Raw genomic sequence first — 24,818 nt, 5'->3', positions numbered from 1 at the left:
GGGCACGAACAAGCAACCCGGCAGGAGAGCCGGCCACTGGGGCCGGTGGAAAACGAGACGCTGAGGGAACCGAGAATGGACACTCCGCTGTGGAGCCCGAGTGAGGAGCGCATCGCGCAGGCCAACCTGACCGTCTTCCGCAAGGCGGCGAATGCGCGATTCGGACTGCGGCTGGACGATTACGACGCGCTCTACAATTGGTCGATCGCGGAGAAGGAGCGGTTCTGGCGCTTCCTGTGGGAATGGGCCGGGCTGACCGGCGATCTCGGCGGCGTCGATCTGCTGGACGGCGACAGGATGCCGGGCGCCCGCTGGTTCCCGGACGCCCGCCTCAGCTATGCCGAGAACCTGCTGGCCGGCGCGCCGGACGACACTGCGGTCGTCTTCTGGGGCGAGGACAAGGTGAAGGTCCGCTGGAGCGGGGCGGAGTTGAAGGCCACCGTCTCCCGCCTTCAGCAGGCGCTGAAGGCCAAGGGCGTCGGCAAGGGCGACCGCGTCGCCGCCATCATGCCGAACATGCCGGAAACGCTGGCGGCGATGATCGCCACCACCAGCCTGGGCGCGGTGTGGTCGTCCTGCTCGCCCGATTTCGGCATCCAGGGCATCACCGACCGCTTCGGCCAGATCGAGCCGAAGGTGGTCTTCGCCCCCGACGCCTACTGGTACAACGGCAAGAGCCACGACGTCCGCGCCAAGGTCGCCGAAGTCCTCAAGGATCTGCCGACCGTCGTCGCCACCGTCATCGTCCCCTATGTCGACAAGGATCCCGACCTGTCGGCGATCCCCGGTGCCGTCGGCTTCCACGACTTCATGGCGCCCCATCCGGTGGCCGAGCCGACCTTCGAGCGGGTCGAGTTCGATCACCCGCTGTTCATCCTCTATTCGTCCGGCACCACCGGAAAGCCGAAATGCATCGTCCACGGCACCGGCGGCACCATCCTTCAGCATGTGAAGGAACACCGGCTGCACTGCGACCTCAAGCCCGGCGACCGGCTGTTCTACTTCACCACCTGCGGCTGGATGATGTGGAACTGGCTGGTAACCGGATTGGCCAGCGGCACCACGCTGGTCCTCTATGACGGCTCGCCCTTCGCTCCCACCGGCGACATCCTGTTCGACTATGCCGACGCGGAGCAGGTGACGCTGTTCGGCACCTCGGCCAAGTTCATCCAGTCGCTGGAGAAATCCGGGCTGGAGCCGATGAAGACCCATTCTCTCGCCAGCGTCCGCGCCCTGGCCTCCACCGGCTCTCCGCTGATGCCGGAGAATTTCGAGTTCGTCTACCGCTCGATCAAGCAGGACCTTCATCTCGCCTCGATCAGTGGCGGCACCGACATCATGTCCTGCTTCGTGCTGGGCAACCCGATCTCGCCGGTGTGGAAGGGCGAGATCCAGACGCGCGGCCTCGGCATGGCGGTGGAGGCCTTCGACGACAACGGCCATGCCGTCCGCGGGGAGAAGGGCGAACTGGTCTGCACCCGCCCCTTCCCCAGCATGCCCATCGGATTCTGGGCCGATCCGGACGGCTCGAGATACCGCTCCGCCTATTTCGACCGCTTCCCCAACATCTGGGTGCATGGCGACTTCATCGAGCAGACGGAGCATGGCGGCTGGGTAATCTACGGCCGCTCGGATGCGGTGCTCAACCCCGGCGGCGTGCGCATCGGCACGGCGGAAATCTACCGTCAGGTCGAGCAGTTGCCGGAGATCATGGAGGCCGTCTGCATCGGCCAGGAGTGGGACGGCGACGTGCGCGTCGTGCTGTTCGTCGTGCTGCGCGAGGGGATGAAACTGGACGAGGCTCTTGCCGCCACCATCCGCAAGCGGATCAAGGACAACTGCTCGCCCCGACATGTCCCGGCGAAGATCGTGCAGGTCACCGACATCCCGCGCACCCGCTCCGGCAAGATCACCGAACTGGCGGTGCGCGACGCCGTCCACGGCCGGCCGATCAAGAACACGGAGGCGCTGTCCAACCCGCAGGCGCTCGACGAGTTCCGCGAGCGGACGGAACTGAGCGGATCCTGATATGGCGCCGCCGCTGTTCCTCGACCTCGACGGCGTGCTTGCCGATTTCGACCGCGGCGTCGTCGCGGTCACCGGCAAGCGGCCGGAACAGCTGGCGATGAAGGAGATGTGGCGGGTGCTGTCCCGGCATGCCGACTTCTTCGGCACGCTGGAGTTCATGCACGACGCGCAGGAGCTTTGGGACTTCTGCGCGCCGCACCGGCCGACCATCCTGACCGGCCTGCCTTTGGGCAGTTGGGCGCCGGAGCAGAAGACGCGCTGGGTCGCCCGCATGCTGGGGGCCGACGTCCCGGTCATCACCTGCATGGCCCGCGACAAGGCCCGCTACGCCACTCCCGGCGCCATCCTAGTCGACGACCGCGAGAAGGCCCGCGAGCCTTGGGAAACGGCTGGCGGATGCTTCATCCTCCACCGCAACGCCGCGGACAGCATCGCCGAACTGGCGAAGCTGGGGTTCTGAGAATGACGGAAGGGGCGGCACCGGCGTGCCGCCCCCCAGCGTCGAGCATCACGGTTACTCGGCCGCCACCGCCTTGTTTTCGCGGCTGGTCTTCCACAGCGACACCACCACGCCACCGCCGATCAGGGCGAAGGTCACGCCCAGCGCGATCAGCGGGTCGGGCTTGCCGAAGACCTGCGTGTAGAAAATCTTGCCGCCGATGAACACCAGCACCAGCGCCAGGGCGTATTTTAGGTAACGGAAGCGGTGAACCATCGCGGCCAGGGCGAAATACAGCGCGCGCAGGCCCAGGATGGCGAAGATGTTGCTAGTGTAGACCAGATACGGATCGGTGGTGATGGCGAAGATCGCCGGCACGCTGTCCACCGCGAAGACCAGATCGGCCAGCTCGACCATGATCAGCGCCAGCAGCAGCGGCGTCGCCGTCCAGCGCATCGCGCCGCTGCCGCCCACCGGTTCCTTGACGAGGAAGTGATGCCCGTGGAAGCGGTCGGTGACGCGGATGTGGCGCTTTACGAACCGGAGCGCGACATTCTCGCCCAGGTTGGTCTCCTCGTCCTTGGCGAACAGCATCTTGATGCCGGTCAGCAGCAGGAAGGCGCCGAAGACGTAGAGAATCCAATGGAATTCCGACACCAGCGCCGCACCGGCGCCGATCATCAGGCCACGCAGCACGATGACGCCCAGGATGCCCCAGAACAGCACCCGGTGCTGCAACTCACGCGGCACGGCGAAATAGCTGAAGATCAGCGATATGACGAAGACGTTGTCGAGTGACAGGCTCTTTTCGACAAAAAAGCCCGTGTAAAACTGCAAGCCGGCTTCGCCGCCCATCGACCACCAGATCCAGCCGCCGAACAGCATCGCCACGGCGATGTAGAAGGCGGAGAGCTTCAGGCTTTCACCGACGCCGATGACATGGTCGCGGCGGCTCAGGACACCCAGGTCCAGAACCAGAAGGGTCAAAACAATGCCGACGAATACCATCCAAATCCAGACCGGTTTTCCCAAAAATTCGAGAAAAACAGTCGCTAACAAACTGTCCATCGCAAAACCCACTTGATGACGCTGCGTGAGCGGAGAGATCAAGCGGTTCCGACATCACGACCGACGCCTCGATCGCCAGAGGGGCCCGGATCCGAACTTGCCAGCAGATGGTGTCGCTCTGCCGCGGGTCAAGACCGCGATAAGGAGCGAACGCACCCGCCAAGCAAAAGCAGCGCTCAGCGTCTTTCGCTGACCTTTGCGAGTCGCAGCCCCGACAGCGGGCCCGAGATGCCGAAGCCCTGGAAATCTGCGGCAGCGGCGAACGAAACGCCATCCGGACCCGGTACTTGATGCAGCGACGCCACAGATGGCGAACGAATGACGCGCAAGAAAAACACCAACGGTTGCCCAATCTGTGTTCGCTCTTGTGCGGATGGTGCCGTTCTGCCAATAACTCCGAAAAACCGAAACCAAACCGAACAAATGGAGTTTTGCATGAACCAGGCCGAGCTGATCGAAACCGTCGCCACCAACGCCGGCATCAAGAAGGCCGACGCGGCCAAGGTCGTTCAGGCTGTGTTCGAGGGCATCTCCGGCGCGCTGGGCCGCGGCGAAGATGTGCGCCTGGCCGGTTTCGGCATCTTCGAAGTGGCCGAGCGCGCCGCCCGTGAAGGCCGCAACCCGCGCACCGGCGAAGTCGTGGCGATCGCCGCCTCCAAGGCTCCGAAGTTCAAGCCGGCCAAGCAGCTGCGCGATCTGGTGAACGGCTGATCCGCCCGCATCCGCGTCACAAGGGATCGCAGCCATGACCATCGATCAAACCGAACTGCAATCGCTGACCGCCAAGGTCGTTGCCGCCTATGTCGGCAACAACTCGGTGCCGGTTCAGGAACTTCCCACGCTGATCAACAGCGTCCAGATCGCCTTCCGCAATTTGGGCGACGACAAGCCGGCCCCGGCCAAGGCCGAACTGGTCCCGGCCGTCGCGATCAAGAAGTCCGTCACGCCGGAATTCATCGTCTGTCTGGAAGACGGAAAGAAGCTGAAGATGCTGAAGCGGCATCTGAAGACCGTCTATGACATGACGCCGGACGAATACCGCGCCAAGTGGGGCCTGCCGCCGGAATACCCGATGGTTGCCCCGAACTACGCCAAGGCGCGTTCGGAAATGGCGACCAAGCTCGGGCTTGGCCGCAAGCGTGCGGCGGCCGAATAACGGCCTTCCGTCCATCGCTGCCAGATCGGGCGCGTCCTTCGGGACGCGCCTTTTTCTTTGCCCACCTCCTGCTTCGCCCGACGCCGCCGCACTCCGCCCGGGCTACCTCCTTGCCCATTGTCGTCATATGACCAATGTTCGAGTGGCGAAGTGGCTCGGCCTTCCCATCTAGGGTTCCGGTATGGTTGAGGGACCACGGGCGGTTCTATCACCATCCTCATCGCCGAGGCATAGTCGCCTCCCGCCAATCCGGTCGACCGGGGGACTGCCTGCCTCCGTTCCCTTTCGCAGATGCGGTATGGCGATGATGTCCGGTCCTAAGTTCGACCGGCCGATTGGGGATGAGCCGCTCGCCCGTAAGTCACCCGACCGAAGGTCAGGGGTCATAGAAATGGCTCCTCCTCCAGACTGCCGGTGCGGGTGGAAGAAGAGCCTGGGTATACGCCGAAAAACACCCGGAACACGCCCTTTACAGGGTTGATCGGTCGCATTTCTGCGGCCACATTAACAGTGTCATAAGGACGCAGTTCCTTAAGACGACAGGCAAAATACAGACCCCACCACAAACCGAAGCCGGCCAGAGCCGATAAAGACGGACGATATTCCTGCGTCCGCCAATGGATCATCGCCACTAAGGCGATCCCCGCCATGGGCCCCGACCGGGCCGGCCTTGGAAAAGAGGCCGTTCCGGGAAGCGTTGGAGAGGAGGCAATAGCGTGCTGAAGAAACTGCTGACCGGTGAAAACGCCAGCCTGACCCGCTACATCGAGGAGTCAAAGCGCTTCCCGATCCTTGCCCCGGATGTCGAGCGCGACCTCGCCATCGCCTGGCGCGAGCGCGGGAACCCGCAGGCCCTGGAACAGCTCGTGGGCAGCCATCTCCGCCTCGTCATCAAGATCGCCCGCGGCTTCGGCGGCTACGGCCTGCCGCTGGTCGATCTGGTCGCAGAGGGCAATGTCGGCCTGATGCAGGCGGCCCAGAAATTCGATCCGCAGCGCGGGTTCCGTTTCGCCACCTACGCCACCTGGTGGATCCGCGCGGCGATCCAGGAATACATCCTGCACAGCTGGTCGCTGGTGAAGATGGGCACCACCGCCGCGCAGAAGAAGCTGTTCTTCAACCTGCGCCGCCTGAAGAGCCAGATGGCCGAACTGGAGCAGGGCGACCTGTCACCGGAGACCGTCGCCACCATCGCCGCCGAACTGGACGTGCCGGAAACCGAGGTGGTGGAGATGAACCGCCGTCTCGCCGCCAACGACAGCTCGCTCGACGCCACCCTCTCGTCCGATGGCGAAACCAACTGGCTGGAACTGCTGGCCGATGACCGGCCCACCCAGGACGCCATGCTGGCGGAGGCCGACGAACTGGCGCTGCGCCGCCGGCTGGTCGGACAGGCGCTGGACCGGTTGGACGCCCGCGAACGCCGCATCCTCTTCGAACGCCGCCTGAAGGACGACCCCTCGACCCTGGAGGCGCTGAGCCAGCAATTCTCGGTTTCGCGCGAACGGGTGCGCCAGATCGAAGTGCGGGCTTTCGAAAAGCTCCAGAAGGCGGTGCTGAGTGCCGCGCAGGCACTGCGCCGCCCGGTCACCCCGATGGTGGCCTGACCCGACATCGTTTTCCCGTCCGGCTGCCGCGCTGCCGGACGGGACATATGCGGGACCGGCTATGCCGCGCTCCGCATCGTTCCAGCGGGCTGTCGGCCCGCCTGTTGCCTCCAGACCTGTAACTTTCACGCCGGCGGTGCCCATGGCCCCGCCGGCTTTTTCTTTTGTGGACTGTTTCGGCTTCGATCCCAGCCAGCTGCAATCCGTTGCGTTTGCTGCCGCTTGAGGATGTCATGCGACAAAGTGACAGGTTCAAAGTTGCGAATGCCTGCGCATGATGTGCGGCCCGCGGGAAAGATTGCATTTTCGCCAATTCTTAGTACGCTAGTCATATCACAAATGGGAGAGGGCTCCATGTCGAACGCTGCCCAGACTCAATCGATTATTGACCGCATCACCTTCCTGCGCATCGACGAGGCGACGAAGGCGACCCTGCGGGAGTTCCAGCCCTATCTGGCGCAGCGCATCGATCAAATTCTGGAAGAGTTCTACGGCTACCTGCGCGCCGTGCCGCAGGTGGCGCCGATGCTGGTCAATCCGGCGGTGACCGGCCGCGCCCGCGACCTGCAGAAGCAGCATTGGCTGCGCAACGTCTTCACTGGCACCTTCGACGAGGCCTACGTCAATCAGGTCCTGAAGATCGGCCAGACCCACCAGCGCATCGGGCTCGAACCACGCTGGTACACCGGCGCCTATTGCTTCACCCTGAACAAGCTGATCGAGCTGGCGACCCAGACCTACCGCAAGAAGCCGGAAAAGCTGTCGCAGCTTCTCCAGGCGATCAACAAGGCGGTGTTCCTGGACATGGACCTCGCCACCTCCGTCTATATCGACCTGAACACCGCGGCGATCATCGCACGGGAACTGGGCAGCACCGCAGACAGCTTCGAACGCGAGGTGAAGGGTGTGGTCCAGGCGGTGGCGAGTGCCGCCCAGCAGTTGCAGGGCACTGCCCAGGCGATGAGCCGCACGGCGGAAACCACCAGCGAGCAATCGACCCAGGTCGCCGCCGCCGCCGAAGAAGCCTCGGTCAACATCCAGACCGTCGCCGCGGCAGCGGAGGAACTGACCGCCTCGATCGGCGAAATCAGCCATCAGGTGACCCAGTCGGCCGCCATCGCCAACGCCGCGATGACCGAGGCGGAGCGGACCAATGCCACCGTGCAGGGTTTGGCCGACGCCGCCAGCCGCATCGGACAGGTGGTCAAGCTGATCCATGACATCGCCAGCCAGACCAACCTGCTTGCCTTAAACGCTACCATCGAGGCGGCGCGTGCCGGCGAGGCCGGCAAGGGCTTCGCCGTCGTGGCGAGCGAGGTGAAGAGCCTCGCCAACCAGACCGCCAAGGCGACGGAGGAGATCAATTCGCAGATCGGCGCCGTTCAGGGGGCGACCCAGGAGGCGGTCGGGGCCATCCGCTCGATCTCCGGCACCATCGCCCGCATCAACGAGATCTCCACCTCCATCGCCACGGCCATGGAAGAGCAAGGCGCCGCCACGACGGAGATCGCCCGCAACGTGCAGCAGGCGTCTATCGGCACCCGCGAGGTCAGCGAAACCATCGTCGCGGTGAATGCTTCGGCCAACAATGCAGGTGAAGAGGCCCGCCAGGTTCTGGAGGCAACCAACGAACTGTCGCGCCAGTCGGGAACCCTGAGGTCCGAGGTCGAGCGCTTCCTGACCCGCGTCCGCGCCGGCTGATCCGCTTCACAGTGCAGGTTTGTTTGAAGAAAGGGCGCGTTCGCAGGAACGCGCCCTTTCTCATTGTCCAGGCTTGGCCGCGATGCGACCGCTCAAGGCAGCGTGCGGACCACGAGATCGCTGACGGGAATATTCTCCGCCAGCGCAGCGCGGCGAACCTCCTCGGCGCTGCGCCAATGGCTGTGACCGCCCAGGCTGGTCATCACTCCACCGCGCATCGCCACGAATAAACCGGTACGTCCCAGATTAACGATTCTTGTCATGTTTCAATCTCCCGCCCGATGACGCGAATTTTAGGTAAAATTGCTTTATTCTTCATACGATAGAGAGTTTGTCTCTGCATTCAGACTTATCAAACAGCATCCTGTAACGTCAATAAGACTTCTGGCATTCAACCAATTGCCGTTTTCATAGGCCGGCTTTCATCTTTAAGGACCATCCCTCTCCGGGACACCACCGACACCTCCTTATTACTGATTATCATCAAATTTTATTTGTTTTGTACAAAGCCGCGGAAAAGGGGTGCCCCACCGAAAGCCTTATCCCAACCGCGCAGCGTGGGAACGTCCGCATGGCGTGTAGGGTTGTCAGCGAAGCCGCCACCCGATCCATCGGCGGCACAGTGCGGGGAAAAACCTGCGAGGCATCGGCATCATGGCAACAGCACAGCGCCGCGTCGGCATCCGCGGCACAGCCACCACCGCTCACTTCGGACTGGATACGGCAGAGGAGGACAGCAGCGAAGGCGGGAACAGCGAGAAACTCGAGTTGCCGCTGACCATCCGTTCGGCAAGGCAGGAGGATTTGCCGACGCTCGAATGGTACGGCCTGCATACACCCCATCGCGAAATCATCGCCGACGCTTTTCGTCTTCAGGAGCGCGGTGACGGCGCCATGCTGCTGGCCGACGTCAACGGTTTTCCGGTCGGCCAGATCTGCATCGATTTCCTGCGCAAGCGGCCGAGCGGCCGTGCGACCCTATGGGCGCTGCGGGTGTTCCAACCCTTTCGCGGCATCGGCATCGGTGTCCGTCTGGTGCGGGCAGCCGAGCGGGTGGTGATCCAGCGCGGCGTACCCTTCGCCGAACTCGGAGTGGACCGCGACAATGTCGGCGTGCTGCCTTTCTACGAACGGCTCGGCTATGAGCATTGCGGGCGGGAGCGCGGGCAGTTCCTCTACCACACTCCGGAAGGCCGGTTGGTCCGCGTCGCCATCGACCAGTGGCTTCTGCACAAGCGGCTGCCCGAAGCCAGTGGCGCGGCCGGCACCCCCTCGGACCGCACTCGGAGCCTGAAGATGGCCGGCGACTGACCCCTACTCCACCGCCGTCTATTCCGCCGCTATCTATCTCGCTGCCGTCTATTCGGCCGCCATCGCCATATTGCCCATGGTCGGGCCGGTTGCCGGCGTCACCAGACGCGCCACCCTTCGGCGCGGCAGGAAGATACGCGCACCATCCAGGATGCCGCCCAGTTCGACCATCGCGTCGGTCGCCATGAGCAGTGCGACCGGCGGCAGCCAGCGGTCGAACAGCTGCGCCGCCATTTCCGCGTCGCCACCCTGCACCGCGGCCAGGGAATCAAGCAGGGCGGCTTCGTCGATGCTGATCCGGCTGCAGGCCGGGCAGCGGATCTCCGGCCGGTGGGCGCCGGCCACCGCGAAGGTGCCGAGCAGGGCGAACAGCGGCAGCAGTGCGGTGTTCGGCACGCCGGCTACGTTCAGTCCGATGCGCATCGATGCCATCGCCCCGGCGGTGCCGGCACGGAACCACTGGCGCACACCGGTCAGCAGCGCCCGCTCTGCGGTCGTCAGGTCCGCCACCGTCCAAGGCGAGTACCGCCCCTCTTCCCCCGTTCCGCACATGCCGATGCTCCTTCATCCGGTTGCGGGAACACCCTAACGCTTCCCTTCCCTAATTGCGAGTCATTCTTATTTGCGGAATTTGCCTGTGACAAAAACTGGTCGTCCGTGACAGTGAAAACCATGGAAAGGTCGCGTTAACGAACGGCGGCAATCCTGAAGCGACTATGCAGTTCAGGGGGGTCGCTGGGCATGAGGCGGACGATTCGGGGGGTTGTTCTCGCACTGGTCGCGACGATCGGATTGGCTGTCGCCGGGGGCTTGACGGTCGCCCGCCCGGCAACCGCCCAGATCGTTCTGAAATCCGCCTACGGCGAGGCCTCACTGGCTGGTCCGGCCAAGGCCCGCGGCGCGGTGGTCTGGAGCCACGGCCGCTCGGTGGACTCCGAAGATTCGGAAGCCCCCACCCCGCTCTACATGAAGGCGATGCGCGACGCCGGCTGGGACGTCTACCGGCTGGACCGCATGAGGGTCAGCGACACCCTGCCCAACAGCTCCCGCGCCCTCGCCGGCTATTCGGAGGCGCTGAAGGCCAAAGGCTATCGCCGGGTCGCCCTGACCGGCCAGTCCTTCGGCGCCTTCATCTCGCTGATCGCCGCCGGCCAGACCAATGCCATCGACGCCATCATCGCCACCGCCCCGGCCGCCTTCGGCAACTTCACCGAGGCGTTCGACAGCTATCGCGAGAACGCCGCCCAGCTCTGGCCGATCCTGCGCGAGGTCCGGCGGGCGCGGGTGATGATGTTCTTCTTCCACGGCGACGATTTCGATCCGGGCGGGCGTGCCGAGCCGGCCCGCAACATCCTGACCCAGCGCGGGCTAAGCAGCCTGATCGTCGACCAGCCGTCGCTGTTGACCGGCCATGGCGCCGCCAACACCGGGCTGTTCGTCCGCCGCTTCGGCGCTTGCATCGTCCGCTTTGCGGAGGAGCCGCCGACGCCCAACGACCCGCCCTGCGACGAGACCTGGGGCCGCAGCCCGAGCGCCGAGATGCTGCAGGCCGCCCTGCCCGCGAACTCCTCCGGCTCCGCCAGGGGCAACGACGCGACCGCCACGCTGCGCCCCTACATGGGCATGTGGTACGGCAGCTACATCAATGGCCGCGAGGTCGCCCTGTCGGTGGAAAAGGCCGAAGGCGACGCCGTCTATGCCGATTATGTGCTGGGGGCCGGCATGGAATCGGACCAGCCCGCCGAGCGGGTGCGCCGCAAGGGCCGGATCGAGAATGGCGAGCTGGTCTTCGACGAAAAGGGGCGCAACATCCTGCGCTACCGCCTACGCCCGGATGGCCGCGTCGCCGCAAGCTGGCTCGACAAGGATGGCCATGGCCGGCTCGACACGGTGCTGCGCCGGGTGAACTGATCGCCTGCTCCGGAGGGCGCTCAGCCCTCCGCCAGGAAGTTGCGGACGATGGCGATCTGCTCGTCTGTCATCAGGGAGGGGGCGTGGCCGGTGTTGGGAATTTCCACCACCCGCACCAGCCCGGCAGCCCCCGGCCCACGCTCCGCCATCCGCTCCGCCGTTTCGGCGCTCAGCAGATCGGAGTCCGCGCCGCGCAGGACCAGCACCGGGCAGCGCACCCGATCCCACAGCGCCCACAGATCGACATCGCCGATGGGCGCCGTCTTGAACGCATCGCCGATGGCCGGATCGTAGGCCAGGCGGAACCGCCCGTCGGGCAGCGGCCGGGCACTGTGCTGCGCCATATGGCGCCAGCACGCGTCGCTGATCGTGCCGAAGCCCATCAGCACGAAACGCAGGTAGGATTCCAGCGCCGGCAGATCCTCGAACACCGGATCCTTGCCGACATAGTCGGCGATCCGCTGCAACCCGGCCTGGGCGATGAAGGGGCCGACATCGTTGATCACCATGCGGCGGATCGGGCTGTTGGCCTGTGCCGCCAGGGTCATGCCGATCAGCCCGCCCATCGAGGTGCCGACCCAATCGACCGTTTCCACCCCCATACGGGCGATCAGCGCCACCATGTCGGAGCAGTATTGCGGATAGCCGTAGAGCGCCGGCACCGGCAGCCAGTCGCTGCGACCGCGCCCGACCACGTCGGGACAGGCCACCCGCCAGCCATCCGCCAGGGACAGCGCCAGCCGGTCGAAATCGCGGCCGTTGCGCGTCAGCCCGTGGACGCAGACCGCCGTGCGCGCGGCATCGTCCCGCCCCCACTGGGTGTAAGCCATCCTGTGGAACCCGGCGGCGCTGAGGCCGAGGACGTTGCGTTCGGACATCGGCACGGGCGGGCACTCCTGTTCAGGATTGACGGGACTATCCCTTTTTCGGCGATTTGGCGCCGCGTGGCAACTCCGCCTCGACCGCGCGTTCCGCCGCAGCACGGATGGCCGGCATGGCCGAAGACGGTTCCGCCACCGACCCGTCGAAGGGATGGCGGGTGTTGTCGTAGATGCGGCGGATGATGCGGACGTAGTTGCGCGTCTCGTCATAGGGCGGAACGCCCTTGTAACGGTCGACCGCCCCCTCCCCGGCATTGTAGCCGGCCAGCGCCAGCGTCACGTCGCCCTGGAAATAGGCCAGCAGCCAGCGCAGGTATTTCACTCCGCCGGTGATGTTCTGCTTGGGGTCGAAGACGTCGCCGACACCGAAGCGGTCGGCCGTGTCGGGGATCAGCTGCATCAGCCCGGCAGCGTCCTTGGGCGACACCGCATCGGTGCGGAAGGCGCTTTCCGCCTGGATCACCGCCAGCACCAGCGCCGGGTCGATGCCGTATTTCGGCGCGATGCTGTTGACCAGCGCCACCACCTCCGCGGGGGGCGGCCCCATCTCCCGCACCGGACCGGCGCCGGGGCGGCACCAGGGGCGGATGCGCCCCATGCGGCCGGGCACATAGTTGACCAGCCGCCGCGCTTCCGGATGTCCGCGCGAGGCGGCGGCGCGCAGCCAGGCGGTGCCGAGCCGCCGGTCCTTGCGCACCCCCTTGCCGAACAGATAGCGGCGGGCCAGCCGGAACGCGGCATCGGCGTTACCCTGCTCCGCCAGCTCGCAATCGCCTGATCTGGTCTTGAGAGAGGGCGGCGGCAGTTCGGCTACCGCGTTCGGCTTCGCTGCGGATTTCGCATCCGCCGCCGCGGCGATGGACACCGACCCGATACCGACGCCACACAGCGCCAGCGCAATCAGCGGCACCATCACGACACGACAAACGAACAAGCCACGACCCTCCTGCGATCCCGCGCCACCCTACGGGAAGCGGAAGTATGGTGTTGCAACCTGTTCAGGACAAGGGTGGGCCAACAAGAGGTGTATCACGGCCCGCGGCGCCGCCTGCCCTGCTTCTTCGGCGCCCCTTCCGGAATGCCGCGACCCTGGCGCGCACTGCTGATGCCGATGCTGCCAGGAGTTTCCAGCCCCAGATCCATCGCCTCCAGCCGGCGCAGCTCGTCGCGCAGACGGGCGGCCTCTTCGAACTCCAGGTCGGCGGCGGCGGCCCGCATGCGTTTTTCCAGATCGGCGATGACGCTCTTCAGGTTGTGCCCGACCAGCTCATTGGAGTTCAGGCCGGTCTTGACCGTCACGTGGTCGCCACGCTCGAACACGCTTTCCAGAATGTCGCCGATGGCCTTCTTCACCGATTCCGGCGTGATGCCGTGTTCCAGATTGTAGGCCATCTGCTTCTCACGGCGGCGTGCCGTTTCGTCGATGGCGTACTTCATGCTGTCGGTGATCTTGTCGGCGTAGAGGATCGCCCGTCCGTCGATGTTGCGGGCGGCACGGCCGATGGTCTGGATCAGCGAGGTCCTGGAGCGCAGATAGCCTTCCTTGTCGGCATCGAGGATCGCCACCAGCGCGCATTCCGGGATGTCCAACCCCTCGCGCAGCAAATTGATGCCGACCAGCACGTCATAGGCGCCCAGCCGCAGGTCGCGGATGATCTCGATGCGCTCCAGCGTCTCCACGTCGGAGTGGATGTAGCGCACGCGCAATCCCGCCTCGTGCATGTATTCGGTCAGCGCCTCCGCCATCTTCTTGGTCAGTGTAGTGACCAGCACGCGATAGCCCTTGGCGACCACCTCCTTGCACTCGCCGATCAGGTCGTCGACCTGGGTCTCGGTCGGGCGGATGATCACCGGCGGATCGATCAGGCCGGTCGGGCGGACCAGCTGCTCCGTGAAGACGCCGCCGGTGCGCTCCATTTCCCAGGGACCGGGCGTGGCGGAGACGAAGACCGTCTGCGGCCGCATGCCCTCCCATTCCTCGAACTTCAGTGGGCGGTTGTCCTTGGCGCTGGGCAGGCGGAAGCCGTAATCGGACAGCGTCGATTTGCGGACCAAGTCGCCGCGGTACATGCCGCCGATCTGCGGCACCATGACGTGGCTCTCATCGACGATCAGCAGCGCGTCGCCCGGCAGATATTCGAACAGCGTCGGCGGCGGATCGCCAGGGGCGCGGCCGGTCAGGTATCGGGAATAGTTCTCGATGCCGGCGCAGGAGCCGGTCGCCGCCATCATCTCGATGTCGAAGGTGGTGCGCTGCTCCAGCCGCTGCGCCTCCAGCAGCTTGCCTTCGGCGGCGAACTCCTCCAGCCGGTCCTTCAGGTCCCGCTTGATCTGGTTGATCGCCTGATTCAGCGTCGGTTTCGGCGTCACATAGTGGCTGTTCGGATAGACGCGCACCGCCTCCAGCGCCGCCAGCTTCTCGCCGGTCAGCGGATCGATCTCGTGGATGGCCTCGATCTCGTCGCCGAACAGCGAGATGCGCCACGCCCGGTCTTCCATGTGGGCCGGGAACAGCTCCACCGTATCGCCGCGCACGCGGAACAGGCCCCGGCCGAAGGCGGCGTCGTTGCGCTTGTACTGGAGTTCGGTCAGCTTGCGCAGCAGCTCCGGCTGGGCGATCACCTCGCCCTTGCGCAGGTCCACCGTCATCTCGGAGTAAGTCTCGACCGAACCGATACCGTAGATGCACGACACCGACGCCACGATGATGACGTCGTCGCGCTCCAGCAGAGCCCGCGTCGCCGAGTGGCGCATGCGGTCGATCTGCTCGTTGATCGACGATTCCTTCTCGATATAGGTATCGGTGCGCGGGACGTAGGCCTCCGGCTGGTAGTAGTCGTAATAGGAGACGAAGTATTCCACCGCGTTGTTCGGGAAGAACGACTTCATCTCGCCATACAGCTGCGCCGCCAGCGTCTTGTTGGGCGCCAGGATCAGCGTCGGGCGCTGCACCGTCTGGATGACGTGCGCGATGGTGAAGGTCTTGCCCGACCCGGTGACGCCCAGCAGCACCTGATCCTTCTCGCCCTGCCGCAGTCCGCCGGTCAGTTCCTCGATGGCGTTCGGCTGGTCGCCCGCAGGCGTATAGTCCGACACGATGACGAACTGCTTTCCGGCTTCCAGCTTCGCGAGCGGCTTGGCGGGAATGGCGGACAGGACGGGACTTGCCATGGGGCGGCGATCCGGATCAGGGGACGGGTACGGAACAAGAACCGATTATATGGCCGCAATCCCCCCGTCTGTCGAGCGCGGGCTTGGCGGCAATTGCGATACAATTCATACCCCGCCCAGCATCCGATTTCCCGAAGCGCTTGCCCTCGGTGCATTCACCGGGACTTCAACGCCTCAAACAAATGGCTTGGAAGTCGATGGCACGGGAGGGACAGGTTCCCCAACTTGAACGCTGAATTAGGTTAGGGCATTATCCTGTTTAGAGTATGAAGTTGAGGCAGCTCTCCAAGCGTATCCGGGACGGGGCGACAGCAGGTGGTCGTTCCTTAAGTGCGGCCACAACGTTTCATAGACCACCTGTTATCGTGCAGTCGACGGACCCTCCATGTCAGACAAGTTCTTTTCTGAGATTTCCGACACTCTGTCTGCCGCCAAATCGGTCGAGGATTTGACCCGCCCGCTGCTGAGCCTCCTTGAAGCGGTAACGGAACTGGAGGCCACCTATCTGACCTGCATCGACCAGGAACTCGGCGTGCAGCGCGTTATGTTCGCCTACAACAGCAAGACGATGCAGATTCCCGAAGGGCTTGTCGTGCCCTGGGAAGGAACCCTGTGCAAGCGTGCCCTCGACGAAGGACGATTTTACACCGACGATGTGCCGACGCTGTGGGGCGATTGTGACGCCGCCAAGTCTCTCGGCATTCAGACCTACGTCAGCACTCCGGTTCGACTGAATGACGGCAGGATTTTCGGAACCCTGTGCGCCGCCGGGTCGGAGCGCAAGCCGCTGACCCCGAAGGGCGAGCAGGTTCTCCGCCTCTTCTCCTCGCTGATCGGCTTGCATGTGGAGCGGGAGCAGCTTCTCGAAAACCTTCAAACCGTCAACACCGCGCTGGAAGCGCATTCCTTCACCGACGTGCTGACCGGACTGCCGAACCGCCGCTTCCTGCTGAAGGAGATGGAAAGGCTGTTCTCGGATGCCGAAGGGACCGGGCAGACGGTCCTGATCGCGTTCATTGATCTGGATGGCTTCAAGGCGATCAACGACCGTCATGGCCATGAGATCGGCGACGAGTTCCTGATCGAGGTGGGCAAACGGCTGTCGGCCGGGCTGCGGGCCGGTGACATTCTCGCCCGCTTCGGGGGCGACGAATTCATCGTCACCGGCCTGGGTCCCTCCGGCGATGCCAAAGGTCAGGCGGCGGCGGAGGTTCTGTGCAATCGCCTTGCACCGCTGCTGGTCGGCGACTACGCGTTGCGCGGCACGACGCTGCACTATTCGGGCGCAAGCTTCGGCCCCATCGCGTCCGATCCGCGAACCATCACGGTGGAGACCGCGCTGAGGAACGCGGACGCCGCGATGTACGAGGTGAAGCGCAAACGGAAGGCGCTTCGAGCCTGACAACGGGACGGGGCCGGGGACGGGGGCTGTTGCCCCCTATCCCAGTGCCTTCGGATTGGAGATCCCCAGCCGCGCTTCGACGATGGCCTCCAGCGAGTCCATCAGCACGCCCTGCCCCTCCTGGTCGAAATCGCCGGCGGCGATCTCGATGCACAGGCGGTGCTGCAAAGCCTCCACCCGCTTGCGCAGGTCGTCGCCGGACAGGGCGTCGTCGGCATCCTCGCCATAGAGCAGGGCGAGCGCGCCCAGAATCGAATGACCCGCGGCGTCCAGCCCCTTCAACTCGCGCTCGGCAATCTCCAGCGCGTTGGCGACCATCAGCGCGGCGAAACGCGCCTCCGGCGCCACATGGGGAAGAACGTCGGCGCGGAAGGTCGAGGCGGCGATCTCAAGCACGGCGCGGGCGTCGGGATTGGCGCGCATCAGGCCACCCTCTCCACGGCATCCGCCGCCATGCCGCCGAGGGCGCTGATGGCACGGAGATGGCGCAGCATGTCCATCTCGATTTCCGGCAGCATCCGCCCGGTCAGGGCCAGTTCGAGCGAGGGCTCGGCGCCGGAGCTGTGGCGCAGCCCCTGCTCCACCGCAATCGCCGCCCAACGCAGATAGGCCGCCGTCTCCCAATAGGCGACGCGCGTCGCATCGACGCGGCGGCCGGAGGTCTCCTCATAGCCGGCATGGAAGTCCGCCCGGTCGGCGATGCCGCCCGCCTCACGGTCGGGCCGGCGGAACCGCCAGGAGCGGGCGCAGAACCAGCCGAGATCCTCCATCGGGTCGCTGAATCCGGCGAACTCCCAATCCAGGATCGCGGTCAGCGCACCATCCTTGACCAGATAATTGCCGGTGCGGAAGTCGCGGTGGCACAGCACCACCGCACCCGGTTCCGGCGCGTTGACCTCCAGCCAGCGCAGCCCCCAGGCGATCACCGGATCCCGCCGCCCCAGATCGCCGAACCAACGGCGGTACTGCGCCAACGTCGCCTGCGCCGGGCAGTCGGGCGCCTCGCCCAGCCGCTCCAACCCCTCGACAGCCGGCGTAATCCGGTGCAGCAGGCCAAGCTGCCGCCCAAGCTCGCGCGCCAGCTCCGGCTGCGCCGCGTCGGACCGCGTCACCGCATAGCCGGCACCGAGCCCTTCGGCCCGCCGCATGATGTAGAAATCGTGGCCCAGCACGGCCGGATCGTCGCAGCCGAACAGCGGTTCCGGTGCCATCACCCCGGCCGCGAAGGCGGCACGCAGCACCACGAACTCCCGCAGCTTGCCGATGCTGGCCGAAATACGCCCGCCACCCTCGGCCCGCAGCACGCAGGCATGGCGCCCGGCCATCGGCCCGCCGACGATATCCAGCGTCACCGCCAGATTCAGGGAGATCGCTCCGCCGCCGAGCCGTCCATCCTCCGTCACCGTGACGCGGGATGCGCCGGCCTGTGCGGCCAGCCAATGTTCCAGTCGACCCCGGTTGTCACCTGAGAACAGCGAAGACGGGGACTGGTCGGACGCTTTCACGACGTGCATGACGATCTCCCTCCGAAGGTTGCCGGGCGCGTTGGTTCGCGCGTCTTTATCGGTTTGAGCCGCCGATGGTAGGCACGAAGCGCTGTTGCAGACAAGTTTCACCTTGGTAGGAAAAACGACTACACCCCCAAAAAAGTCGGCCCCTCCCCCACCGGTCAGGCGGGGAAGGGGCCGTTTTTGCAGAAGGGAAGGAGGAGAGGCCTTACGCGGCGACCGGGTGGCTCGTGCGCTGCTCCTGGCTGGCCGTGTTGCCCTGCTGGGCGGCCGGAACCGGGACCGGCTTGGCTTCGCGGACCGGAAGCATGTCACCGATGCCGAAGGCGACGGCCATCAGGTTCGGCACCGCCATCGCGGCGAGCAGGACCGACCACAGTTCCAGCGAGAGGGTGCCCAGCGGGTTGACCAGCGCGGCGGTGGCGGACGAGGCGACCAGCGCGGCGGACAGCCAGGCTTCCGGTTTGGCGCAGAAGCGGCCGGCGGTGCGCTTGCCGCCCTTGGCGGTCACCCGGAAGGCATCGTGCTTGCGGACCAGACCACGGACGACGGCCAGGGCGACGGTGGTGGACAGCGCCATGCCGACGGCGCAGGCGCCCAGGCTTTCCTTCCAGCTGTTGCCCGAGGCATAGCGCGAGGCCAGCAGGCTGGACCCGGCGCGCAGGACCAGGGCACCCAGCACGGCGGCGGTGGCGGCCACCGGCGGCAGGTGCAGCGGCAGAACCAGCGAGGCGAAGGTCCAGACCACGGCGGCGGCGGCGGCGAACAGGCCGACAGCGTCGGACCACCAGCGGATCCAGTTGGTGACGTAGCCCAGCTTCTGCCGCGCGCTCAGCTCGGCCGCACCCGGCAGGAACTTCTTCCAGTGGGCGCGGACGATCTGCGTCGAGCCGAACACCCAGCGGTCACGCTGCTTGCGGAACTGCATGAAGTTGTCCGGGGCCAGACCGGCGCCGAGACGCTCGTCGGTGTAGGCGGCGCGGTAGCCGGCCGACAGGATGCGCAGGCCCAGTTCGGTGTCCTCGCAGATGCCGGCTTCCGACCAGCCGCCAACCTGATCCATCGCGGAGCGGCGCAGCATGATCATCGTGCCGTGGCAGATGAAGGCCTGGGACGACACGCCCTCCTGCATGCCGACATCGAAGAAGGGACGGTATTCGGCGGTCATCGCCGACTTCAGCACCGTCTCGTGGCCGTCGCGGTGTTCCTGCGGAGCCTGGACGATGCCGACCGACGGATCGGCGAAGGTCGGGGCCAGCTTCGACAGCCAGTCGGGCGACACGGTGTAGTCGGCGTCCAGCACGGCGACGATCTCGGCGGTCGGATCGGTGTGGCGCAGCGCGGCGTTCAGGGCGCCGGCCTTGAAGCCGGAGATCTTCTTGTACCAGTGGAATTTGAACTTCGGCCCCAGCGCCTGGCACATCTCCTCCACCGGGCGGACCAGATGCTCCTCCTCGGTGTTGTTGATCAGGACGACGACCTCGTAGTTCGGGTAGTCGAGCCGCGACAGCGAGGCCAGCGTGGCGTTCAGCACGTCCGGCTGCTCGCGGCAGGCGGCGACGTGGATCGAGACCATCGGCTTGTGCTCGGTGCTCGGCACCGCGTGCGGCAGCAGGGCCGGGGCGCGGCCGGTCAGCAGCCGGCGGGCGACGTCCACCAGATCGGCGAAGGCGACGCTCATCATCAGGGTGCCGAGCGCGAAGGCGGAGCCCCAGGTGGTGACCGCACCGAAGGTCAGATACTCGGAGAAGGCACCGGCGACGGCGGAGCCGATGGCGAAGCCGATGATGTTGGCACCCAGCGAGGCGGCCAAAGCGAAGCCGGCATTGGTCCGGCGGCGGAACACGGCGAAGGCCGACAGGGCGAGGCCGACGGCGAGCGCCACGCCCGCGGCGACACGCTCGCCATAGGGGGCGGCGACGGCGCCGGTCATCGACCATTTCGGCTGGCGGTCGGCATCCAGCACGCCCCAGGTCGGGCCGGGCGAGCCTTCGATGGTCGACTTCCAGATGCCGTCGAAGGCCTCGACGACGTTGTAATGCAGGCCAAGTGCGTTGGCTTCCGCCGCGAACCCACGGACGACGGCGGCCTGGGCCTCCGGCGTCGGATAGGCGTCGTGGAAGTTCTCGCCGCCCGACGGCCAGCCGACCTCGCCGACGAACAGCGCCTTGCCCGGATGGGCCTTGCGCACGGTGTCGAGCCGGTCGCGGATCCAGGTCAGCGCATCGGACACCGGCACGCCTTCCCAGTAGGGCAGGACGTGGACGCCCATGAAGTCGGACGCCTTCACCGTGGCGTCGGCCTTGACCATCTCCGACCACACGTCGGCAGTGCCGACCTTGATGGTGGCGGGGACTGCGGCGCGCACGCGCTTGATGTAGGAGGCCAGCTCGGCATCGGTCAGTTCGGCGCGCAGCAGCGTCTCGTTGCCGACGACGATGCGCTTGATGCCGCGGAATTCCTTGGCGAGCGCGATGCCGTGCAGCACCTCCCGCTCGTTCCGGGACTTGTCCTTGCTCAGCCAGATGCCGAGCGTGACGTCCAGACCCTTGGACACCGCGATCTCCGGCACCTCGCCCTGCGAGCCGAGCGTCGAGTAGGTACGGACGCCGTCGGCGAAGCCGGCGATGGCGGTCATGTCCTTCTCGATGTCCTTGCGCGGCACCACCGGCTGGTGATTCGGGTCGTAGCTGCGGCCCGACGGCGAGTAGGACACCGATTCGATACGGCCCGGCTCCGCCTCCACAGGCGTCGGCGCATTGCGCCAGGACCAGAAGGACGCGTGGCCCGCAGTCACGGCCAGCATGGCGGCGGCGATGGCTGCGCGCCGGATCGAGTTCTTCGGGTTGCTCATGGGGAGTTCGCGTGCCCTGTTGCTGGGTGGCCGCTCGCCACCGGACACCAGCACAAACGGGCGGATCGACTTCCCTATTCCGTCGCTTCCAAAAAAATTTTGTGCAGTGCGGGGAGCGGAACCCCGGCCGGCGGCTCCTGTTTGACAACGACCGGTTTCCCAATGCTCAAGCCACAGGAGAACGCCCCATGGCCACACGCCACGAAGACAGCCCCGAACACAAGAAGGCCCACGATCTGGCCGAGCAGGCGCTGGACAAGGCCGCCGGCGGCGATCCCCGCAAGGCGCGCGACCTGATCGAGGAAGCCAAGAGCATCGATCCGAAGATCGGCGAGGAAATGGCCCGCGAGGCCGCCGAGGATCAGAAGAAGGCCGACAAGTTCGTCGGCAAGACCGACAGGTAAAAGCGACTTGTGGAAACAGGAAGCTCCCCCTCCCGCGCAGAGAGGGGGGGCTTCCTGTTTGTCCTTACTCCGCCGCCAGAGCCTCCTCCGGCACCGGCGGGGTCCAGCGCAGCACCGGCTTGCGGGCGGCGGCCGTCTCGTCCAGGCGACGACGCGGCGTCAGGCGCGGCGCGGCCTGGAAATAGGCGGCATCGCCCGACTTCGCCCGTTCGGCCAACGCACGCAGCGCATCGACGAACTGGTCCAGGCTGGCCTTGCTTTCCGTCTCGGTCGGCTCGATCAGCAGGGCACCGTGGACGACCAGCGGGAAATACATGGTCATCGGGTGGAAGCCCTCGTCGATCAGCGCCTTCGCCATGTCGAGCGTGGTGACCCCCGTCCCTTTCAGGAACCGGTCGTCGAACAGGCACTCGTGCATGCACGGCCCCTCGAAGGAGGCCGTCATCACGTCCTCCAGCCGGGCCATGACGTAGTTGGCGTTCAGGACCGCATCGCCCGACGCCTGCCAAAGCCCATCGGCGCCATGGCTCAGCATGTAGGACAGGGCACGGACGAACATGCCCATCTGGCCGTGGAAGGCCTTCATACGGCCGAAGGCGGAGCCTTCGCCGGCATTCTCGACCAGCGCGAAGCCGTCCTTGCCGTGGGTGACGTAAGGCACCGGGATGTAGGGTGCCAGCGACTCCGCGAACACCACCGGCCCCGACCCCGGACCGCCGCCGCCATGCGGGGTGGAGAAGGTCTTGTGCAGGTTGATGTGCATGACGTCGATGCCGAGGTCGGCCGGACGCACCCGCCCGACGATGGCATTGAAGTTGGCGCCGTCGCAGTAGAAATAGGCACCGGCCGCATGCACCGCCTCGGCGATGGCAATGATGTCGCGTTCGAACAGGCCGCAGGTGTTGGGGTTGGTCAGCATCAGCCCGGCCACATTGGGACCGAGCTTGGCCTTCAGCGCGTCCAGATCGACGCGGCCGTCGGCGGTCGCCGGGATGGCGTCGACGCTGTAGCCGCAGGCCGCGGCGGTCGCCGGGTTGGTGCCGTGGGCGCTTTCCGGCACCAGGATCTTGGTGCGGCCGCTGTCGCCCTTCGCCTCATGCGCGGCACGGATCGCCATGATGCCGCACATCTCGCCATGGGCACCGGCGGCGGGCGCCAGCGTCACGGCGGCCATGCCGGTCAGCGTCTTCAGCCAATAGGCCAGCTGGTCCATCAGCTCCAAGGCACCCTGAACCGTGCTGACCGGCTGCATCGGATGCACGTCGGAGAAGCCCGGCAGCCGCGCCATCTTCTCGTTCAGGCGCGGGTTGTGCTTCATCGTGCAGGAGCCCAGCGGATAGAACCCGCTGTCGATGGCGTAGTTCTTCTGCGACAGGCGGGTGTAGTGGCGGACCACCTGCGGTTCGGCGAGGCCGGGCAGCCCGACCCTGGCGCGCGGCTTCACCGCACCCAGGCGGGACGCCACCTTCGGCAATTCGGGTAGATCGACGCCGGTGCGGCCGGCGCTGTCCTGTTCGAAGATCAGCGGCTCTTCGATCTGGAGACCGCGGTTGCCGGTGACGGTGCCGGTCACGCCGTCGAACGAGGCGGCGCCGGCCGGAATGGCCGACGGACGGCCCTGGTTGTTCATGCTCATGCCAGAACCTCACTCAGAGCGGCAGCGAAGGCGTCCATGTCGGCGTCGGTGTTGGTCTCGGTGACGGCGACCAGCAGCAGGTCTTCCATCTCGCCCGGATAGAGGCGCGACACCGGCACGCCGCCCAGGATGCGGCGCTTGGCAAGCTCCTCCACCACCGCGGCGGCCGGCTTCGGCAGCTTGACGGTGAACTCGTTGAAGAAGCCGTCGTTCAGAACCTCGACGCCCGGAACCGTTGCCAGCTTGTCGGCCATCTGGACCGCCTTGGCGTGATTCAGCTGGGCCAGCTGGGTGATCCCCGCCTCACCCAGCAGGCTGACATGGATCGAGAAGGCCAGCGCGCACAGGCCGGAATTGGTGCAGATGTTCGAGGTCGCCTTCTCGCGGCGGATGTGCTGCTCGCGGGTGGAGAGCGTCAGCACGAAGCCGCGGCGGCCGTCGGCGTCCACCGTCTCGCCGCACAGGCGGCCCGGCATCTGGCGGACATATTTGTCCTTCACCGCGAACAGCCCGACATAGGGGCCGCCGAAGTTCAGCGCGTTGCCGAAGGACTGGCCTTCCGCCGCGACGATGTCGGCACCCATGTCGCCCGGCGGCGTCAGCAGCCCCAGCGACAGCGCTTCCGTCACCACGACGATCAGCAGGGCGCCCTTGGCCTGGCAGGCGGCGGCCAGATCGGTGTAGTCGCGGACATGGCCGAACACGTCCGGGTTCTGCACGACGACGCAAGCAGTCTTGTCGTCGACCAGCGCCAGCAGATCCTCGCCGCCGGTCGGGGCGGCCGGCAGGGCCACCGCCTCGAAACCGATGAAGCGGGCGTCGGTGGTGGTCACGTCGCGGTAATGCGGGTGCAGGCCGCCGGACAGGATCGCCTTCTTCCGCCGGGTGACGCGGTTGGCCATCATGACGGCTTCGGCGCAGGAGGTGGCGCCGTCATACATCGAGGCGTTGGCCACATCCATGCCGGTCAGCAGCGCGACCTGGGTCTGGAATTCGAACAGGACCTGCAGCGTGCCCTGGCTCACCTCCGGCTGGTACGGCGTGTAGGCGGTCAGGAACTCGCCGCGCTGGACCAGATGATCGACGGTGGCCGGCACATGGTGACGGTAGGCGCCGGCGCCGAGGAAGCTCGGCACCGATCCCGCCGGCACATTCTTGGCCGCCATGGAGCCGAGCAGCCGTTCGACCTCAAGCTCGCCCATATGGTTGGGCAAGCCCCCGATCGGGCCGGCCAGACGGGCCGCCTTTGGAACGTCGCGGAACAGGTCTTCGACCGATGTTGCGCGGATGGCCTCCAGCATCGACTGCCGGTCGGCCTCGGTCAGGGGCAGATAGCGCATGTTAGTGGGATTCCTCCACGAAGGCCTTGTAGGCCGCTTCGTCCATCAGGCCATCGAGTTCGGAGGCGTCCTTGAGCTGAAGCTTGAAGAACCAGCCATCGGTCTCGGCGGCGCTGTTGACCATCGACGGGTCGTCCACCAGGGACTGGTTGGCCTCCACCACGGTGCCGGACACCGGGGCGTAGACGTCGCTGGCGGCCTTCACCGATTCGACGACGGCGGCTTCCTTGCCCTTCTCCAGCACGCGGCCGGCGTCGGGCAGCTCGACGAACACCACGTCGCCCAGTTGGCTCTGGGCGAAGTCGGTGACGCCGACGGTGGCGACATCGCCATCGACCTGAACCCACTCGTGGTCCTTGGTGAATTTCTTGGTCATCTGAAGGTTTCCCTGTTCAAAACGG

General features: G+C 65.9%; 23 protein-coding genes. 10 read left to right on the top strand and 13 right to left on the bottom strand.

The annotated features are described in order from the left end of the window. Positions 1 to 75: 75 nt before the first annotated feature. Together ABNQ39_RS04305 and ABNQ39_RS04300 are read left to right on the top strand one after the other, a co-directional pair. Positions 76 to 2,028 carry an acetoacetate--CoA ligase gene (locus ABNQ39_RS04305; protein ID WP_376959173.1) on the top strand — a complete coding sequence of 651 codons (1,953 nt, stop codon included), beginning with the start codon at positions 76 to 78 and terminating at the stop codon, positions 2,026 to 2,028. Between the two features lies 1 nt (position 2,029). Continuing rightward, positions 2,030 to 2,488: a hypothetical protein gene (locus ABNQ39_RS04300; protein WP_376959172.1), complete on the top strand. Its 459-nt coding sequence runs from the start codon at positions 2,030 to 2,032 to the stop codon at positions 2,486 to 2,488. A gap of 54 nt (positions 2,489 to 2,542) precedes the next feature. Here ABNQ39_RS04300 and ABNQ39_RS04295 read toward each other — a convergent pair whose 3' ends face one another. Beyond that, positions 2,543 to 3,535 carry a TerC family protein gene (locus tag ABNQ39_RS04295; protein WP_376959755.1) on the bottom strand — a complete coding sequence of 331 codons (993 nt, stop codon included), beginning with the start codon at positions 3,533 to 3,535 and terminating at the stop codon, positions 2,543 to 2,545. A 435-nt stretch (positions 3,536 to 3,970) separates the two neighbouring features. Between ABNQ39_RS04295 and ABNQ39_RS04290 the strand changes: the two genes are divergently transcribed. Together ABNQ39_RS04290 and ABNQ39_RS04285 are read left to right on the top strand one after the other, a co-directional pair. After that, a complete protein-coding gene (locus ABNQ39_RS04290) occupies positions 3,971 to 4,246 on the top strand; it encodes an HU family DNA-binding protein (protein WP_012974184.1) in 276 nt (91 codons plus the stop codon). Positions 4,247 to 4,280: 34 nt separating this feature from the next. After that, positions 4,281 to 4,691, top strand: coding sequence for a MucR family transcriptional regulator (locus ABNQ39_RS04285; RefSeq protein WP_109096302.1), 411 nt, complete (start codon positions 4,281 to 4,283; stop codon positions 4,689 to 4,691). 383 nt (positions 4,692 to 5,074) lie between these two features. Here the strand turns inward: ABNQ39_RS04285 and ABNQ39_RS04280 are convergent, their stop codons facing one another. Then, complete coding sequence (locus ABNQ39_RS04280) at positions 5,075 to 5,341, bottom strand: hypothetical protein (RefSeq protein ID WP_376959171.1); 267 nt, start codon at positions 5,339 to 5,341, stop codon at positions 5,075 to 5,077. 66 nt (positions 5,342 to 5,407) lie between these two features. Here ABNQ39_RS04280 and rpoH point away from each other — a divergent pair, with 66 nt between their 5' ends. Together rpoH and ABNQ39_RS04270 are read left to right on the top strand one after the other, a co-directional pair. Next, on the top strand, positions 5,408 to 6,298 hold the full coding sequence (rpoH, locus tag ABNQ39_RS04275; protein WP_109051750.1) for an RNA polymerase sigma factor RpoH: 891 nt from the start codon (positions 5,408 to 5,410) through the stop codon (positions 6,296 to 6,298). A gap of 354 nt (positions 6,299 to 6,652) precedes the next feature. Next, positions 6,653 to 7,999 carry a protoglobin domain-containing protein gene (locus ABNQ39_RS04270; RefSeq protein WP_376959170.1) on the top strand — a complete coding sequence of 449 codons (1,347 nt, stop codon included), beginning with the start codon at positions 6,653 to 6,655 and terminating at the stop codon, positions 7,997 to 7,999. Positions 8,000 to 8,091: 92 nt separating this feature from the next. On the opposite strand, the gene ABNQ39_RS04265 is transcribed toward ABNQ39_RS04270, so the two are convergent. After that, positions 8,092 to 8,262, bottom strand: coding sequence for a hypothetical protein (locus ABNQ39_RS04265; RefSeq protein ID WP_376959169.1), 171 nt, complete (start codon positions 8,260 to 8,262; stop codon positions 8,092 to 8,094). 391 nt (positions 8,263 to 8,653) lie between these two features. On the opposite strand from ABNQ39_RS04265, the gene ABNQ39_RS04260 reads away from it, so the two are divergent. Next, on the top strand, positions 8,654 to 9,310 hold the full coding sequence (locus ABNQ39_RS04260) for a GNAT family N-acetyltransferase (protein WP_376959168.1): 657 nt from the start codon (positions 8,654 to 8,656) through the stop codon (positions 9,308 to 9,310). 48 nt (positions 9,311 to 9,358) lie between these two features. Here the strand turns inward: ABNQ39_RS04260 and ABNQ39_RS04255 are convergent, their stop codons facing one another. Beyond that, the gene (locus ABNQ39_RS04255; protein ID WP_376959167.1) at positions 9,359 to 9,862 is read right to left on the bottom strand and encodes a hypothetical protein; all 504 of its coding nucleotides are present in this window, start codon (positions 9,860 to 9,862) and stop codon (positions 9,359 to 9,361) included. Between the two features lie 240 nt (positions 9,863 to 10,102). Here ABNQ39_RS04255 and ABNQ39_RS04250 point away from each other — a divergent pair, with 240 nt between their 5' ends. Next, a complete protein-coding gene (locus tag ABNQ39_RS04250) occupies positions 10,103 to 11,221 on the top strand; it encodes an alpha/beta hydrolase (RefSeq protein ID WP_376959166.1) in 1,119 nt (372 codons plus the stop codon). Between the two features lie 20 nt (positions 11,222 to 11,241). On the opposite strand, the gene ABNQ39_RS04245 is transcribed toward ABNQ39_RS04250, so the two are convergent. The 3 genes from ABNQ39_RS04245 to uvrB all read right to left on the bottom strand — a co-directional run bounded on the left by ABNQ39_RS04245 (position 11,242) and on the right by uvrB (position 15,273). Next, positions 11,242 to 12,099: an alpha/beta fold hydrolase gene (locus tag ABNQ39_RS04245; RefSeq protein ID WP_376959754.1), complete on the bottom strand. Its 858-nt coding sequence runs from the start codon at positions 12,097 to 12,099 to the stop codon at positions 11,242 to 11,244. Between the two features lie 37 nt (positions 12,100 to 12,136). Then, a complete protein-coding gene (locus ABNQ39_RS04240) occupies positions 12,137 to 13,036 on the bottom strand; it encodes a lytic transglycosylase domain-containing protein (protein WP_376959165.1) in 900 nt (299 codons plus the stop codon). 95 nt (positions 13,037 to 13,131) lie between these two features. Further along, positions 13,132 to 15,273 carry an excinuclease ABC subunit UvrB gene (gene uvrB / locus ABNQ39_RS04235; RefSeq protein WP_376959164.1) on the bottom strand — a complete coding sequence of 714 codons (2,142 nt, stop codon included), beginning with the start codon at positions 15,271 to 15,273 and terminating at the stop codon, positions 13,132 to 13,134. Between the two features lie 385 nt (positions 15,274 to 15,658). On the opposite strand from uvrB, the gene ABNQ39_RS04230 reads away from it, so the two are divergent. Then, positions 15,659 to 16,675 carry a sensor domain-containing diguanylate cyclase gene (locus tag ABNQ39_RS04230; RefSeq protein ID WP_376959163.1) on the top strand — a complete coding sequence of 339 codons (1,017 nt, stop codon included), beginning with the start codon at positions 15,659 to 15,661 and terminating at the stop codon, positions 16,673 to 16,675. 36 nt (positions 16,676 to 16,711) lie between these two features. Here the strand turns inward: ABNQ39_RS04230 and ABNQ39_RS04225 are convergent, their stop codons facing one another. The 3 genes from ABNQ39_RS04225 to ABNQ39_RS04215 all read right to left on the bottom strand — a co-directional run bounded on the left by ABNQ39_RS04225 (position 16,712) and on the right by ABNQ39_RS04215 (position 21,037). Next, on the bottom strand, positions 16,712 to 17,098 hold the full coding sequence (locus tag ABNQ39_RS04225) for a DUF6285 domain-containing protein (RefSeq protein WP_376959162.1): 387 nt from the start codon (positions 17,096 to 17,098) through the stop codon (positions 16,712 to 16,714). Next, positions 17,098 to 18,189 carry a phosphotransferase family protein gene (locus tag ABNQ39_RS04220; protein ID WP_376959161.1) on the bottom strand — a complete coding sequence of 364 codons (1,092 nt, stop codon included), beginning with the start codon at positions 18,187 to 18,189 and terminating at the stop codon, positions 17,098 to 17,100. The genes ABNQ39_RS04225 and ABNQ39_RS04220 overlap by 1 nt, the downstream gene beginning before the upstream one ends. Before the next feature lie 202 nt (positions 18,190 to 18,391). Further along, a complete protein-coding gene (locus ABNQ39_RS04215) occupies positions 18,392 to 21,037 on the bottom strand; it encodes a glycosyltransferase (protein ID WP_376959160.1) in 2,646 nt (881 codons plus the stop codon). A gap of 188 nt (positions 21,038 to 21,225) precedes the next feature. Between ABNQ39_RS04215 and ABNQ39_RS04210 the strand changes: the two genes are divergently transcribed. After that, the gene (locus tag ABNQ39_RS04210) at positions 21,226 to 21,441 is read left to right on the top strand and encodes a hypothetical protein (protein WP_376959159.1); all 216 of its coding nucleotides are present in this window, start codon (positions 21,226 to 21,228) and stop codon (positions 21,439 to 21,441) included. 64 nt (positions 21,442 to 21,505) lie between these two features. On the opposite strand, the gene gcvPB is transcribed toward ABNQ39_RS04210, so the two are convergent. From gcvPB to gcvH, 3 genes are read right to left on the bottom strand one after another with little or no spacing between them, the layout of a single operon-like run. Then, positions 21,506 to 23,077: an aminomethyl-transferring glycine dehydrogenase subunit GcvPB gene (gene gcvPB / locus ABNQ39_RS04205; protein ID WP_376959158.1), complete on the bottom strand. Its 1,572-nt coding sequence runs from the start codon at positions 23,075 to 23,077 to the stop codon at positions 21,506 to 21,508. After that, positions 23,074 to 24,417, bottom strand: coding sequence for an aminomethyl-transferring glycine dehydrogenase subunit GcvPA (gcvPA, locus tag ABNQ39_RS04200; RefSeq protein ID WP_376959157.1), 1,344 nt, complete (start codon positions 24,415 to 24,417; stop codon positions 23,074 to 23,076). The genes gcvPB and gcvPA overlap by 4 nt, the downstream gene beginning before the upstream one ends. A gap of 1 nt (position 24,418) precedes the next feature. Continuing rightward, positions 24,419 to 24,793 (bottom strand): glycine cleavage system protein GcvH, encoded by a 375-nt coding sequence (gene gcvH, locus ABNQ39_RS04195; RefSeq protein ID WP_174469833.1) that lies wholly within the window; start codon positions 24,791 to 24,793, stop codon positions 24,419 to 24,421. Positions 24,794 to 24,818: the final 25 nt, after the last annotated feature.

Source organism: Azospirillum sp. A26 (genome assembly GCF_042604635.1).
Classification (GTDB): domain Bacteria; phylum Pseudomonadota; class Alphaproteobacteria; order Azospirillales; family Azospirillaceae; genus Azospirillum; species Azospirillum palustre.
This window is presented reverse-complemented; position numbering and strand designations above follow the sequence as displayed.

Bases quoted from the DNA above. Each gene is read 5' to 3' on its own strand.
- ABNQ39_RS04305 (WP_376959173.1), top strand. From the start codon at position 76: ATGGACACTCCGCTGTGGAGCCCGAGTGAGGAGCGCATCGCGCAGGCC.
- ABNQ39_RS04300 (WP_376959172.1), top strand. From the start codon at position 2,030: ATGGCGCCGCCGCTGTTCCTCGACCTCGACGGCGTGCTTGCCGATTTC.
- ABNQ39_RS04295 (WP_376959755.1), bottom strand. From the start codon at position 3,535: ATGGACAGTTTGTTAGCGACTGTTTTTCTCGAATTTTTGGGAAAACCG.
- ABNQ39_RS04290 (WP_012974184.1), top strand. From the start codon at position 3,971: ATGAACCAGGCCGAGCTGATCGAAACCGTCGCCACCAACGCCGGCATC.
- ABNQ39_RS04285 (WP_109096302.1), top strand. From the start codon at position 4,281: ATGACCATCGATCAAACCGAACTGCAATCGCTGACCGCCAAGGTCGTT.
- ABNQ39_RS04280 (WP_376959171.1), bottom strand. From the start codon at position 5,341: ATGGCGGGGATCGCCTTAGTGGCGATGATCCATTGGCGGACGCAGGAA.
- ABNQ39_RS04270 (WP_376959170.1), top strand. From the start codon at position 6,653: ATGTCGAACGCTGCCCAGACTCAATCGATTATTGACCGCATCACCTTC.
- ABNQ39_RS04265 (WP_376959169.1), bottom strand. From the start codon at position 8,262: ATGACAAGAATCGTTAATCTGGGACGTACCGGTTTATTCGTGGCGATG.
- ABNQ39_RS04260 (WP_376959168.1), top strand. From the start codon at position 8,654: ATGGCAACAGCACAGCGCCGCGTCGGCATCCGCGGCACAGCCACCACC.
- ABNQ39_RS04255 (WP_376959167.1), bottom strand. From the start codon at position 9,862: ATGTGCGGAACGGGGGAAGAGGGGCGGTACTCGCCTTGGACGGTGGCG.
- ABNQ39_RS04245 (WP_376959754.1), bottom strand. From the start codon at position 12,099: ATGTCCGAACGCAACGTCCTCGGCCTCAGCGCCGCCGGGTTCCACAGG.
- uvrB (WP_376959164.1), bottom strand. From the start codon at position 15,273: ATGGCAAGTCCCGTCCTGTCCGCCATTCCCGCCAAGCCGCTCGCGAAG.
- ABNQ39_RS04230 (WP_376959163.1), top strand. From the start codon at position 15,659: ATGTCAGACAAGTTCTTTTCTGAGATTTCCGACACTCTGTCTGCCGCC.
- ABNQ39_RS04225 (WP_376959162.1), bottom strand. From the start codon at position 17,098: ATGCGCGCCAATCCCGACGCCCGCGCCGTGCTTGAGATCGCCGCCTCG.
- ABNQ39_RS04220 (WP_376959161.1), bottom strand. From the start codon at position 18,189: ATGCACGTCGTGAAAGCGTCCGACCAGTCCCCGTCTTCGCTGTTCTCA.
- ABNQ39_RS04215 (WP_376959160.1), bottom strand. From the start codon at position 21,037: ATGAGCAACCCGAAGAACTCGATCCGGCGCGCAGCCATCGCCGCCGCC.
- ABNQ39_RS04210 (WP_376959159.1), top strand. From the start codon at position 21,226: ATGGCCACACGCCACGAAGACAGCCCCGAACACAAGAAGGCCCACGAT.
- gcvPB (WP_376959158.1), bottom strand. From the start codon at position 23,077: ATGAGCATGAACAACCAGGGCCGTCCGTCGGCCATTCCGGCCGGCGCC.
- gcvPA (WP_376959157.1), bottom strand. From the start codon at position 24,417: ATGCGCTATCTGCCCCTGACCGAGGCCGACCGGCAGTCGATGCTGGAG.
- gcvH (WP_174469833.1), bottom strand. From the start codon at position 24,793: ATGACCAAGAAATTCACCAAGGACCACGAGTGGGTTCAGGTCGATGGC.